Source organism: Asticcacaulis sp. W401b, assembly GCF_046503825.1.
GTDB lineage: Bacteria > Pseudomonadota > Alphaproteobacteria > Caulobacterales > Caulobacteraceae > Asticcacaulis.
Genome location: NZ_JBKFEE010000002.1, coordinates 287,082 through 298,866 on the forward strand (window position 1 = coordinate 287,082; position 11,785 = coordinate 298,866).

Genomic DNA, 11,785 nt, shown 5'->3' on the forward strand with positions numbered 1-11,785 from the left:
AAGGCTGCGATTTACGGTCGCAGTCCCTACACATTTTCTTGATTTTTCATCTGGACCCAGAAGCGTACAGTCGAAGGCGGACCCACGGTCCGTAAACACGGCTGGGGCTCAAGGTCGCCCGCCCTCCAGTGTGGCGACGTCTTTGCAGATTAAAGGAGCGAGTTATCGCCATGCAAATACAGGTTACCGGGAAAAAAGTTGAATTGGGTGCTGCGCTTCAGGAGCGCATCGAAACCGAACTCAATGCGGGTATCACCAAATATTTTGATCGCGGCGGCGCGTCCGCCGAAGTAACGATCTCCAAGCAGGGCCATCAGTTCAAGGCCGACTGCTGGGTGCGCCTTGCCTCCGGTCAGACCCTTGTCGCCCATGCCTTTGGCGGCGACGCCCACGCGGCCTTTGATGGCACGCTCGATCATATGGAAAAGCGTATCCGCCGCTATAAGCGCCGCCTGAAGGACCACTATCCGACCAATACGCCGACCAAGCACGAAATGGCCCCGCTGACCGTCATTCAGGGCAGCGACCTCATCGACGATGAGCCTGAGCTGGACGATGGCATGGACCACGACAGCCCGCCACAGCCGATGATCATTGCCGAAACCGAAGCGGCCATCCGCACGCTGAGCGTCTCTCAGGCGGTGGCTGAGCTTGAGCTTTCCAACTATCCGGTCATCATGTTCCGCAATGCGGGGCATGGCGGGCTGTCGGTGCTTTACCGTCGCCCCGACGGCAATATCGGCTGGATCGATCCGGAACGCACCAAACCGAAACTCAACGGTAAGGCGCATTGAAGCGCATTCCGAAAAGTGGGTCCCACTTTTCGGATAAAATGCGCGCCAAAGCGAAATAACCAGAGCATGTTTCGATTGGATTCAATCGAAACATGCTCTGGCTGGACGCTGTGCCGCGAAAATTTCATAAACAGGCCAAAGAGCCGAAGTTGACTTGAGTGGGTGCTGTCTGTAAGGGCTGGCGCGGTCGCGTACCGCCGTTTGAGCGGCGGATGACCGCGCATGGCTCTATCGGTCCTGTGCCCGCAAACTTGATGGATATGGTATGTTCCTCACCGAAGTGCTTGACCGGAACAGCGTCGCCGGGCCGGTAAGCGCCAATTCCAAGCGCAATGCCTTGCAGATCGTCGCTGATGTGGCGGAACGGACGCTTGGGGCCCATGGGCTTGAGGCCGATACCATCCTTCAGGGCCTGCTGGAGCGCGAAAAGCTGAGTTCGACCGGCGTGGGTCAGGGCGTGGCCGTGCCCCATGCGGCCTTGCCGGGTCTGACCCGTATGCACGGCGTCTTTATCCGTCTGGAAACCCCGGTCAGCTATGAGGCCATCGACGATGTGCCGGTCGATCTGATCTTCGCCCTGTTTGCGCCGGAAGAGGCGGGTTCCGAACATCTGCGGGCTCTGGCCAAGGTGTCGCGCATCCTGCGTCAGAAAGAGCTGCGCGAGCAACTGCGTCAGGTCGATACGGCGGATGCGCTCTATGCGCTGCTCAACCGCACCGAAACCAGCCACGCGGCCTAAGTCACGGGATTAAGGGCGCATATGGCCGGTGCGGACGTAGCGTTCGTGCCAGCTCAAGGCCTCAGACAGCAGGTGCGGGGTCTGTCCGCCGCGCTCGCGGCAGGCGCGCTCGAAATAGTCGCTCAGCAGGTCGCGGTAATCGGCATGGGCGCAGTGGGCGATGACCTGCCGCGCCCGTTCGCGTGGTGCCAGACCGCGCAGATCGGCCAGTCCGTTTTCCGTCACCAGTATATCGACATCGTGCTCCGTATGATCGACGTGGCTGGCCATAGGCACGACGGCGGAGATGGCCCCGTCCTTGGCCTGAGACTTGGCGACAAAGATCGACAGATAGGCATTGCGGGCAAAATCGCCTGAGCCGCCGATGCCGTTCATCATGTGCGTGCCGCCGACATGGGTCGAGTTGACATTGCCGTACAGATCGAATTCCAGCGCCGTATTGATGGCGATGATGCCGAGGCGGCGGATGACTTCCGGATGGTTGGAAATTTCCTGCGGCCGCAGGATGATGCGGTCGCGATAGGTGTCGATGTGATTGAAGACGCGCTCGGCCCAGGGCGCGCTGAGCGTCACCGAACAGCCGGAGGCATAGAGCAGCTTGCCGGAATCGATCAGCTCAAAGGTCGAATCCTGCAAGACCTCGGAATACATGCGCAAATTATGGAAGTCCGAGCGGTTCAGCTCGCTCAAGACCGCATTGGCGATGACGCCGATGCCGGCCTGAATGGGGTTGAGCGACGGCGGCAGACGACCCTGCCTGACTTCGTTTTGCAGAAAATCGACCAGATGCGCACCAATGGCGGTGGTCGCCGGATCGGGCGTCGCGACGCGGGCCGGGCTGTCGGTCTCATGCGTAATGACTATGGCGGCGATCTTGGCGGGGTCGATGGGGATATAGGGCGTGCCGACGCGGCTGTCGCAGGTGACGACCGGCAGGGGCGTGCGTGATGGGCGTTTGGCCGGGATGTAGATGTCGTGCATCCCTTCCATGGCCGCCGAATAGGTGAGGTTCAGCTCGATGATCACCTTGGGCGCCAGTATGGCGAAGGACGCGCTGTTGCCAACCGAGGTGGAGGGCACGATGCCGCCGTCTTCGGTGATGGCCACGGCCTCGATTACCGCCACATCCACCGGGCCGACCTGCCGCGAACGCAGGGCTTCGACCGTTTCGGACAGGTGCTGATCGATGAACATCACCTCGCCGCGATTGATGGCGGCGCGCAGGGTGTCATCCACCTGAAACGGCATCCGCCGCGCCAGCAGTCCGGCCTCATAGAGGAGCTTATCGGTGTTGTGCCCCAGCGACGCCCCGGTAATGACCGTCAGCTTCATCGGGTGGGTTTTGGCGCGCTCAGCCAGAGCCATAGGCACGGCCTTCGCGTCACCGGCACGGGTGAAACCGCTCAGGCCGATGGTCATGCCGTCGTGGATCAGGCTGGCGGCCTGATCCGGCGTGGCGATGCGCGTCAGCAGCTCTGGGCAGCGAATACGCGCAAGGATTTCGCTATCCAGCGCGGGGGCAGGGGTGGCAATCGGGCCGTTCATCAACGCACACTCCGGGTTGTCCGGAAGTAATGACCCGGTGGGTCACGCCCGCGCAAGGCGTTTTTCGCTGGTGCGACTATATGCGCATAGGTGAAATTATCTCGCTGTAATGGGGATGATGCGCACGTCTTCTGGCGCGTGGGGTCGTTTAAGGTCGATATGCAGCAGGCCGTATTCAATTACCGCGCCCTCGACCTCGAACCCTTCGCCGACGACGAAGCTGCGCGTAAAGCCGCGCTGGGCGATGCCACGATGGATAAATTCGTGCTGCGTGGCCTCTGACGGCGCCTTGCCCGGCTCCTTAAACGCCTGAAGCGTCAGTTGCGATCCTTGCAGGCTGAGGCGCAGCGTATCGGGGGTGAAGCCGGCCACCGCCACGGTCAGGCGCAGGTGATTGGCCGAAAGCGCTTCGACATTATAGGGCGGGTAGTTGTCAGAGGCGCGGCTGACGCGTTCGATCAGGCTGCGGGTCTCATCGAACCCCAGCAGGAACGGGCTGTCGAACACTATAAACCGGGACATCGTTTCCTCCGCGTTTTCGATATGCGTGCTTGTTCACGCCCCCGCAAGATGCTGAGGCTAAAATGCGGGTGGAATGCGGCGTCACTTCGGGATATGGCATCAGGTATGAAGTCTGACGAAACGCCTGAAACACCGGTGATAGAGGTGCGCTGGAGCGCCACCCTGCTCAACACCTATACCATTGTCCTGATGCTGATCGCGCCCTTCTGGGCGGCGCTGATGGTGACGCAGGGCAAGGGGATCGGTCTGGTCCTGCTGGGTCTGTTGTTGTTTGGGATGATCAGTCTGAGCGTGCTGAACAAGCCGCTATTCAGTTATGATTCTGAGCGCCGCGAATTTACCGCGCCGGACGGCAAGGTTCTACGCCTCGATCAGATCGACAGCATCGAGATGGACGCCCACGACCTCTACTTCATCCCGAAGTCCCACAGTCAGGACGGCTGGCACCTGTCGCAACGTTGCTGGGTGCTGGCCCCGCGCCGCACGCTGAAGGCCCTGGCGGCACAGCAGGGCTGGCCGCTGAAGGACATTGCCCATCCCATTTCGCGGTTTGGCTTCTGGCTAGTGCCCTGAAATCTCTGGATTTTAGAGCGATGTGCGGAAAAGTGTGAGCGGTTTTCCGCAAAAACATCGCGACAAAACAAAGTTTAGAGCGAAATGACGTTTCCACCTAAAGTCATTTCGCTCTAAATCCGCGAAATCAGGCGGTGCGTGCGGCCTGCCGGGCGTGCCGTTGGCACGCGGTTGAGCTTGATCAGCCCTTCCGGCTCGCCCCACAGGTCGTAGGCATCGGCGCGCGTCACTTTGGCCTTGGCATAGTCCCCGGCGTTCAGGCCCGTAAAGCCTTTCAGGTAGATGTGGCCGTCGATTTCCGGCGCATCGCCCTTGGTGCGGGCCACAGCCACACCATCACTGCGGATCTCGTCCACCAGCACATCGACCACCTGACCGACCTTGTTTTGCAGCTTTTGCGCCGAAATGCGCGAGGCGACGGCCATAAAGCGCGCCAGACGGTCCTGCTTCACCTCTTCCGGCACGTGGTCGGGCAGGTCGCGCGCGGCTGCACCTTCGACGTTTTCGTAGGCAAAGGCCCCGACGCGGTCGATTTGCGCCGCTTCCAGCCAGTCGAGCAGCAGGTTGAAATCGGCCTCGGTCTCACCGGGGAAACCGACTACAAAGGTCGAACGCAGGGTCAGGTCGGGGCAGATTTCGCGCCAGCTTAAGATGCGGTCCAGCGTCTTGTCCTGATTGCCGGGGCGGCGCATGGCCTTCAACACTTTCGGGCTGGCGTGCTGGAACGGAATGTCCAGATAGGGCAGGATCTTGCCTTCGGCCATCAGCGGGATGACGCTGTTCACGTGCGGATAGGGATAGACATAGTGCATCCGCACCCAGATGCCCAGTTCACCCAGTCCCCGCGACAGGTCCTCGAACGAGGCCTTGTAGTAGTCGTTGCGCCAGCGGCCTTCGGCATAGCGGATATCGAGCCCATAGGCCGAGGTGTCCTGCGACACGACCAGCAGCTCCTTGACACCATTGGCGGCCAGAACCTCGGCTTCGCGCAAGACCTCATCGACCGGGCGCGAGGCCAGATCGCCGCGCAGAGAGGGGATGATGCAGAAGGAACAGCGGTGGTCGCAACCTTCGGAAATCTTCAGATAGGCATAGTGTTTGGGCGTCAGTCGCACGCCCGGGTCATTCTCCGGCACTAGCGGACGGAACGGGTCCGGTTTGGCCGGGACGATGCGGCGCACCGCCTCCATCACCTCTTCGTACTGATGCGCGCCGGTAACGGCGGCAACATTGGGGAAGCGTTCGCGGATCAGGTCCGCCTCGGCCCCCAGACAGCCGGTCACAACCACCTTGCCGTTTTCGGCCAGAGCCTCGCCGATGGCGTTCAGGCTTTCGTCGCGCGCCGAATCGAGAAAGCCGCAGGTATTGACCACCACCACATCGGCCCCGGCATATTCGCCGGCCGTGGCATAGCCTTCGCCTTTCAGGCGCGTCAGTATGCGTTCGGAATCGACCAGCGCCTTGGGGCAGCCAAGCGAGACAAAACCAACCTTGGGGGCGTCAGAAGCGGCGGGGGCGTTACTCATGCAAAAAAACTTGAACTTGCTCTGTTATACGGATTAATGCGGCCTCATACACGCAAATGCCGCTAAACACAAAGACGCCCAAGGAAAAACCATGCTGATCTTTGCCGACACCGCCGACACCGCGCTTCTGGCCGAACTCAATGAGACAGGCCTGATCGATGGCGTGACCACCAACCCCACCCTGATCGCCAAGTCGGGCCGCAATATCCTTGAGGTCACCAAGGAAATCTGCGCCATGATCGATGGTCCGGTTTCGGCCGAAGTCGCGGCTACGGAATTCGCACAGATGGTGGCTGAGGGCGAAAAGCTGGCCAAGATCGCCGACAATGTGGTGATCAAGGTGCCGCTGACCGTCGATGGCCTGAAAGCCACGCGCGTCTTTTCCGATCAGGGCCTGATGACCAATGTCACCCTGTGTTTCTCGGTGACGCAGGCGCTTTTGGCCGCCAAGGCCGGGGCCACCTTCGTGTCGCCCTTCGTCGGGCGTCTGGATGACCGCGGCGAAGACGGAATGCAGCTCATCCGCGACATCCGCACCGTGTTCGACAACTATGAATTCGAAACGGCCATTCTGGCCGCGTCCCTGCGCAACACCACCCACGTCGCTCAGGCCGCCATTGCCGGGGCCGATTGCGCCACCCTGCCGCCGGCGGTCATCAAGGCCATGTTCCAGCACGACCTGACCGACAAGGGTCTGGAAACCTTCCTCGCTGACTGGGCCAGCACGGGTCAAAGCATCCTCTGATGACGGAACTGGTTTTCGTGGCCCAGGTCGCCGCCAGCTTCGGCGTGCGCGGCGAATTCAAGCTGATCAGCCATATGGACGATCCGCTGAGCGTACTGGAATATAACCCCCTGTATAACCCGCGCGGCGAACCCGCGCTGGTTATCACGGCGGCGCGCGTTCATAAGGGCGCTCTGGTCGTCAAGGCCGAAGGTATCGCCGACAAGGACAAGGCCGACGCGCTCAAAGGGCTGAAACTCTACGTCCGCCGCGAAGACCTGCCCGAAGTCGAGGACGAGGACGATTTCTACATCACCGACCTGATCGGTCTTGAGGTGCGTGGCACCGATGGATCGGTGATCGGACGGCTGAAAGGCGTTGAGGATTTTGGCGCGGGCGATCTGCTCGATATCCAGCCCAAAGGCGGCGCCAGCTATTTCCTGATGTTCACCCGCGAAAACGTGCCTGAGGTGAATATCGGCGCAGGCTATGTGGTGATCGCGCCGCCGGATGAGGTGATCGTTCCGGCAGAGCCAGACCCTCAGACCGATCATTGATAAGCCATAAGTTGGATGCTTTTTCAGGCCTGTTCGTTGACGCGGACGGGCCTGAAATTTTATCGACCTATTTCAAACATAATTCAGATATATCTAAATACATATCAGAGACACACGGAACTCATCGTGATCCTGATAGGTTATAGACACTCAGAAAGGTATCTGACTCATGAGGGACTTTCCCTTTGGACGTGGGCGGGGCGGTGGTCATCATCGCGGCTGGCCCGAAGAGGGCCGTGGCGGCCCGTTTGGTGAGCGCGGGCCCGGTCGGCACGGCCGGGGTGGACGTGGCGGTCGCGGCTTCGGTCATGGCGGCCTGCGGCTGGTGCTGCTCCGGCTGATCAGCGATAAGCCCAGCCACGGCTATGAACTGATCCGCGCCATCGACGACCATTTCAACGGTCAGTACGCGCCGTCGCCCGGCATTGTCTATCCGGCCCTGAGCTGGCTGGAAGATGGCGGCTTCATCACCATCACCCCCGATGCCGAAGGCCGCAAGGTCGCCACCATCACCGAAGCGGGCACGGCCTTTCTGGCTGAGCGCGCCGAAGAGGTGGAACGCCTGTTTGCCGAGGCCCCGCAAAGCGCGCCGGAAGGTCCGGACTTCGGGCCGATCTTTCGCGCCATGGACAATCTCAAGGCGGCTCTGCGCAACCGCGCGGCGCGACCACTGACGCAGGACGAACTGCACGCCATTGTTGATGGCATCGACGATCTGGCCCGCCGTATCGAGAGGTCGTGAGATGGCCGAAGACAATCGCACACCCCTGCGCGTTCGCTTCGAACTGCGCCGCCGCGAACTGCGGGTGGCTGAGCGTCACCTGCTGACGCCGCATATGCTGCGTCTGGTCCTCAGTGGCGATCTGGAGGGGTTTCAGTCACTGGGCTTCGATGATCATGTGAAGCTCTTGTTTCCCGATCCGCAGGGCGGAGAAACGCCGGTCATGCGCGACTACACGCCGCGCGCCTTTGATGTGAGCGAGGGGCGGTTGACCCTCGACTTTGCCCTGCATGACCCGGCGGGACCGGCCACCCAATGGGCGTTACAAGCGAAGATCGGCGATACGCTCCACATTGGCGGCCCGCGCGGTTCGCAGGTGTGGCCGGATGCGTTCGACCATTATCTCCTGATCGGAGATGAAACAGCCTTGCCGGCCATCGGCCGCCGTCTGGAAAGCGCCCCGGCGGGTCAGGCGATAACCGTGCTGGCCATGGTCGAAAATGCGGCTGAGCGTCAGGCGTGGGTCACTCAGGCCAGGGCGGATATTCACTGGCTTTATCGTGCGGAAGCCGATGATGTGCTGAGCGCCATCGACGCTCTGACCCTGCCTTCCGATCCGCTGGTGTGGATCGCCGGAGAGGCGCAGTGGGCCCGAACGGTGCGGGCGCATCTGCACGACAAAGGCCTCAATCCGAAAGGGATCAAGGCCTCTGGCTACTGGCTGAAGGGCGAAGCGGGCGCGCATCAGGCTCTCGATTAAAGCGATGTGCGGAAACGGAGTTCGGCGAAGCCAAAAGTGTGAGCGGTTTTCCGCAAAAACATCGCGATAAAACAAAAATTTAGAGCGAAATGGCGTTTCCACTTAAAGTCATTTTGCTCTAGAGGAACATGCCGCCCGATACCTCGATCCGCTGCGCATTGATCCAACGGCTGCCGGGCGACAGAATGGCCGCGACGACACCCCCAATATCGTCGGGCAGACCCACACGACCCAGCGCCGTATTCGACGCCACAAAGGCATTCAGTCCCGCATTGTCACGCACAGCCCCGCCGCCGAAATCCGTTTCTATCGCCCCCGGAGCGAGGATATTGACGGCAATGCCGCGGGCTCCCAATTCCTTGGCCTGATAACGCGTCAGCACCTCCATCGCCCCCTTTATCGACGCATAGGCGGCGTAGCCCGGCAGGGCGAAGCGCGCCAGACCTGAGGAGACATTGAGGATGCGCCCACCGTCGCGCATCAGGGGCAGTAGAGCCTGCGTAAGGAAGAACGGGCCTTTGAAGTGCACATTCACCAGTTCGTCGAACTGCGCTTCGGTGGTGTCGGTAAAACTGGCATGAACACCGGTGCCGGCATTGTTGACGAGATAGTCGAAGCGGTCTTCGCCCCAGACGGTCAGGGTTTCCTGAACCTTTGCCACGAAGGGGGCGAATCCTGTCGTATTGCCAACGTCCAGCGGCAAGCCCACGGCGCGGCGGTCCATGGCTTCGATCTCAGCCACAAGGCTCTGAGCCTCTGTGAGGTTTGAGCGATAGGTGAAAATGACGTCCACTCCGTCGCGGGCCAGATGCAGGGCGGCGTTGCGGCCAAGGCCCCGGCTGCCGCCGGTGATGAGTGCGATGGTCATGTAATCTCTCCTGTATGAAAATGGATGACCGATATTTAGTTGACCCGTGAAGCAGGATAAATTCGCGAATTTTGACTAGACTGTTCAAATAAATGAACAATAATGCGCTTATGCTGCGATTAGATGCCCTGCTGATGTTCACCCGCGTGGCGGAATTGTCGTCTTTCACTCAGGCGGCCGAAACGCTTGGCCTGCCTAAGGCCACGGTATCAACGGCGGTGCAAACGCTTGAGGCGCATCTGGGGACGCAGCTCCTCTATCGCACCACGCGACGGGTTCAGCTCACGCACGATGGTCAGCTTTTTTATGAGCGCGCCAAGGACCTGCTGGCTGATGCCGAAGACCTGTCGGGCCTGTTTCAGACGCGTGCGGTAAGTGGGCGCATCCGCGTCGATATGCCGATACCCGTGGCGAAGAACCTTGTCCTGCCCAACTTACCCGCGCTGCTTGAGCGCCATCCGGCCTTGCGCGTTGAACTGTCTTCGACGGATCGCATCGTCGATATTGTTCGCGAAGGCTTTGACTGTGTCATCCGGGTGGGGGCCCTGAGCGATTCCGGTCTGACGGTCCGTTCGCTGGGTAAGCTCTGCATGGGTAATTTTGCCAGCCCTGCCTATCTGGCGCGATGGGGTAGGCCGCGCACGCTGGAGGATCTGAAGGGGCACCGGCTGGTCCATTATGTGACCCAGATGGGGGCGCGCCCGGACGGCTTTGACTATTTCGACGGTAGCCAGTGGCAGACCATTACTATGGAGGGCATGGTGACGGTCAACAATTCAGAAGCCTATCGTCACGCGGCACTGGCGGGTCTGGGTATCGTTCAGGCCCCACATGTCGGCATGATAGAACATGTGGTGCAGGGGCAGCTGATTGAACTATTGCCCGACCATGTGGCTGAGGCCCTGCCAGTATCGCTGATCTACCCGCAGCGACGTCATCTGGCGCGCCGGGTGAGGGTGTTTATAGATTGGGTCGCAACCCTGATGAAAACCTACACGGATTGAAAGGCGTGCCAGATCCGTAACGACCTGTGTGGCGTATTAAAGCCACATTGACGTTTGATAGTGGAGGCTCAATACTCCCTCGCCAATCGGGGCTTTTTCACAGGGAGTTGAGTGTTAAGACCATGCGTAAGATGATGATTGGTGCGGCACTTGGCGTCTCTCTGGTAACGCTCGCCGCCTGCGCGACCCCCACCCCTTATCAGCCTGTGACCGGTGACCCGTCTTCGTCTCTGGCGCGCGGCTATTCCGACCAGCGGATCGAAGCCAATCGCTACCGCCTGAAATTCTCCGGCAACTCCTCGACCTCGCGTGAGACGGTCGAGGACTATATGCTGTACCGCGCCGCCGAACTGGCGCTGGAAAACGGCTATGACTGGTTCAGTCTGGTGGGCCGCAACACCAAGGAAGACCGCACGACGACCACCACCTATCGCGATCCGTTCCCGCGTCTTTATGGCGGGTTCTACTACCGCTATTATCGCGGTGGCTGGGGCTCCTGGGGCGCGTGGGAAGAGGATCAGACGACCTTCTATCGCTATGAAACCTCGGCCGAAGTCATCTTCGGCAAGGGCGAAAAGCCGAGCGATCCCAATGCCTATGACGCGCGCGAGGTGAAACAGAATCTCGACCCGCGTATTGTGCGACCGACCACGGATCGCCGCTGAACTATAAAGGGAGCCGAGAGGCTCCCTTTTTTATTTCGGTTCCTCGATGCCTTCGTAGCGCACAGGGTTCACGCGGCGGCGGTTCATATGCTCCAGCGGGGCTTCCGACTGATCCGGCAGTTCGCCCTTGTGGTAAAACTTCTGCCAGGCCTGTTTGATGGCCGCCGGGTCGCGGTTGACGAGGCTCTCATTAAATTTCGCGCGGCTTTCTGACCACGCCTTGAACTGTTCCAGCAGGTCCGGGTCGGCCTCGATCGGCTTGACCACCGGCTGCACCTCATCCGTTTTGCGATGCTCGATGACATTGATGAAGCAGAAGGGTTCGCCCTTCTGGAAATGCACGACGCCCGGCCGCGTGAAGCGCCAGTTCATCGTAAAGGGAAACGGCAGCCAGTCGGTTTCGATCAGGCCTGTCAGGGGCGCGATACCGTCCTTGACGTGGTTGGGCGCGCCCGTGGCCCACAGCGCAAACCCCGGCGGCGTGCGGAAGAGATAACCCGTATGGAAGGTGACGATGCCCTGGCTGAAATGGCTCTGCACAAAGTGTTCGACGTGCACGCCGGGGCGGTCACCGGTGATGATGATGTCGCTGGCCAGCTTACCGCCGTTCCATTCCATCGTAATGTCTTCGGGAACCAGCAGTTCCCAGCCGGTCGAATTGGCCATGGTGAGCGGCAGGCAGCGATAGGGGAAGCGGTTGGAAAACGCATCCATCCAGTCGCGATCGGTGCGGCCGGGGATGATTTCACGCGGGCCGGCCTGAACGACAAAACATTCCAATTCCATT

At 60.5% G+C, this 11,785-nt stretch carries 14 protein-coding genes; 9 read left to right on the top strand and 5 right to left on the bottom strand.

The genetic code is table 11. The features are described from left to right. Positions 1-170 precede the first annotated feature (170 nt). Positions 171-794, top strand: coding sequence for a ribosome hibernation-promoting factor, HPF/YfiA family (gene hpf, locus ACK8OE_RS06035; RefSeq protein ID WP_013477652.1), 624 nt, complete (start codon positions 171-173; stop codon positions 792-794). A 265-nt stretch (positions 795-1,059) separates the two neighbouring features. Continuing rightward, a complete protein-coding gene (locus tag ACK8OE_RS06040) occupies positions 1,060-1,533 on the top strand; it encodes a PTS sugar transporter subunit IIA (protein WP_410271807.1) in 474 nt (157 codons plus the stop codon). A 9-nt stretch (positions 1,534-1,542) separates the two neighbouring features. Here ACK8OE_RS06040 and ACK8OE_RS06045 read toward each other — a convergent pair whose 3' ends face one another. Continuing rightward, a complete protein-coding gene (locus tag ACK8OE_RS06045) occupies positions 1,543-3,078 on the bottom strand; it encodes an acetyl-CoA hydrolase/transferase family protein (RefSeq protein WP_410271808.1) in 1,536 nt (511 codons plus the stop codon). 96 nt (positions 3,079-3,174) lie between these two features. After that, positions 3,175-3,600 (bottom strand): Hsp20 family protein, encoded by a 426-nt coding sequence (locus ACK8OE_RS06050; RefSeq protein ID WP_410271809.1) that lies wholly within the window; start codon positions 3,598-3,600, stop codon positions 3,175-3,177. Between the two features lie 105 nt (positions 3,601-3,705). On the opposite strand from ACK8OE_RS06050, the gene ACK8OE_RS06055 reads away from it, so the two are divergent. Beyond that, entirely contained in the window at positions 3,706-4,173 is a 468-nt protein-coding gene (locus ACK8OE_RS06055; RefSeq protein ID WP_410271810.1) for a hypothetical protein, read from the top strand. 113 nt (positions 4,174-4,286) lie between these two features. On the opposite strand, the gene rimO is transcribed toward ACK8OE_RS06055, so the two are convergent. Next, on the bottom strand, positions 4,287-5,699 hold the full coding sequence (gene rimO / locus ACK8OE_RS06060) for a 30S ribosomal protein S12 methylthiotransferase RimO (RefSeq protein ID WP_410271811.1): 1,413 nt from the start codon (positions 5,697-5,699) through the stop codon (positions 4,287-4,289). 91 nt (positions 5,700-5,790) lie between these two features. Here rimO and fsa point away from each other — a divergent pair, with 91 nt between their 5' ends. The 4 genes from fsa to ACK8OE_RS06080 all read left to right on the top strand — a co-directional run bounded on the left by fsa (position 5,791) and on the right by ACK8OE_RS06080 (position 8,461). Further along, entirely contained in the window at positions 5,791-6,444 is a 654-nt protein-coding gene (gene fsa, locus ACK8OE_RS06065; RefSeq protein WP_126421968.1) for a fructose-6-phosphate aldolase, read from the top strand. Further along, the gene (gene rimM / locus ACK8OE_RS06070; RefSeq protein WP_410271812.1) at positions 6,444-6,980 is read left to right on the top strand and encodes a ribosome maturation factor RimM; all 537 of its coding nucleotides are present in this window, start codon (positions 6,444-6,446) and stop codon (positions 6,978-6,980) included. The genes fsa and rimM overlap by 1 nt, the downstream gene beginning before the upstream one ends. A 169-nt stretch (positions 6,981-7,149) precedes the next feature. Continuing rightward, complete coding sequence (locus tag ACK8OE_RS06075) at positions 7,150-7,722, top strand: PadR family transcriptional regulator (protein ID WP_410271813.1); 573 nt, start codon at positions 7,150-7,152, stop codon at positions 7,720-7,722. Position 7,723: 1 nt separating this feature from the next. Continuing rightward, a complete protein-coding gene (locus ACK8OE_RS06080; RefSeq protein WP_410271814.1) occupies positions 7,724-8,461 on the top strand; it encodes a siderophore-interacting protein in 738 nt (245 codons plus the stop codon). 118 nt (positions 8,462-8,579) lie between these two features. Here ACK8OE_RS06080 and ACK8OE_RS06085 read toward each other — a convergent pair whose 3' ends face one another. Then, positions 8,580-9,329: an SDR family NAD(P)-dependent oxidoreductase gene (locus ACK8OE_RS06085; RefSeq protein WP_410271815.1), complete on the bottom strand. Its 750-nt coding sequence runs from the start codon at positions 9,327-9,329 to the stop codon at positions 8,580-8,582. A 110-nt stretch (positions 9,330-9,439) separates the two neighbouring features. On the opposite strand from ACK8OE_RS06085, the gene ACK8OE_RS06090 reads away from it, so the two are divergent. Both ACK8OE_RS06090 and ACK8OE_RS06095 read left to right on the top strand, forming a co-directional pair. Beyond that, positions 9,440-10,333: a LysR family transcriptional regulator gene (locus tag ACK8OE_RS06090; RefSeq protein WP_410271816.1), complete on the top strand. Its 894-nt coding sequence runs from the start codon at positions 9,440-9,442 to the stop codon at positions 10,331-10,333. A gap of 122 nt (positions 10,334-10,455) precedes the next feature. After that, complete coding sequence (locus ACK8OE_RS06095; protein WP_410271817.1) at positions 10,456-10,998, top strand: CC0125/CC1285 family lipoprotein; 543 nt, start codon at positions 10,456-10,458, stop codon at positions 10,996-10,998. 30 nt (positions 10,999-11,028) lie between these two features. Here the strand turns inward: ACK8OE_RS06095 and ACK8OE_RS06100 are convergent, their stop codons facing one another. Further along, a complete protein-coding gene (locus ACK8OE_RS06100; RefSeq protein ID WP_410271818.1) occupies positions 11,029-11,784 on the bottom strand; it encodes a DUF6065 family protein in 756 nt (251 codons plus the stop codon). Position 11,785: the final 1 nt, after the last annotated feature.

What these genes read in the sequence shown, in the direction of transcription:
- ACK8OE_RS06055 (WP_410271810.1), top strand. Translation starts at nt 3,706, where the DNA reads ATGAAGTCTGACGAAACGCCTGAAACACCGGTGATAGAGGTGCGCTGG.
- ACK8OE_RS06050 (WP_410271809.1), bottom strand. Translation starts at nt 3,600, where the DNA reads ATGTCCCGGTTTATAGTGTTCGACAGCCCGTTCCTGCTGGGGTTCGAT.
- ACK8OE_RS06075 (WP_410271813.1), top strand. Translation starts at nt 7,150, where the DNA reads ATGAGGGACTTTCCCTTTGGACGTGGGCGGGGCGGTGGTCATCATCGC.
- fsa (WP_126421968.1), top strand. Translation starts at nt 5,791, where the DNA reads ATGCTGATCTTTGCCGACACCGCCGACACCGCGCTTCTGGCCGAACTC.
- ACK8OE_RS06045 (WP_410271808.1), bottom strand. Translation starts at nt 3,078, where the DNA reads ATGAACGGCCCGATTGCCACCCCTGCCCCCGCGCTGGATAGCGAAATC.
- hpf (WP_013477652.1), top strand. Translation starts at nt 171, where the DNA reads ATGCAAATACAGGTTACCGGGAAAAAAGTTGAATTGGGTGCTGCGCTT.
- ACK8OE_RS06040 (WP_410271807.1), top strand. Translation starts at nt 1,060, where the DNA reads ATGTTCCTCACCGAAGTGCTTGACCGGAACAGCGTCGCCGGGCCGGTA.
- ACK8OE_RS06085 (WP_410271815.1), bottom strand. Translation starts at nt 9,329, where the DNA reads ATGACCATCGCACTCATCACCGGCGGCAGCCGGGGCCTTGGCCGCAAC.
- ACK8OE_RS06100 (WP_410271818.1), bottom strand. Translation starts at nt 11,784, where the DNA reads ATGGAATTGGAATGTTTTGTCGTTCAGGCCGGCCCGCGTGAAATCATC.
- rimM (WP_410271812.1), top strand. Translation starts at nt 6,444, where the DNA reads ATGACGGAACTGGTTTTCGTGGCCCAGGTCGCCGCCAGCTTCGGCGTG.
- ACK8OE_RS06090 (WP_410271816.1), top strand. Translation starts at nt 9,440, where the DNA reads ATGCTGCGATTAGATGCCCTGCTGATGTTCACCCGCGTGGCGGAATTG.
- ACK8OE_RS06095 (WP_410271817.1), top strand. Translation starts at nt 10,456, where the DNA reads ATGCGTAAGATGATGATTGGTGCGGCACTTGGCGTCTCTCTGGTAACG.
- ACK8OE_RS06080 (WP_410271814.1), top strand. Translation starts at nt 7,724, where the DNA reads ATGGCCGAAGACAATCGCACACCCCTGCGCGTTCGCTTCGAACTGCGC.
- rimO (WP_410271811.1), bottom strand. Translation starts at nt 5,699, where the DNA reads ATGAGTAACGCCCCCGCCGCTTCTGACGCCCCCAAGGTTGGTTTTGTC.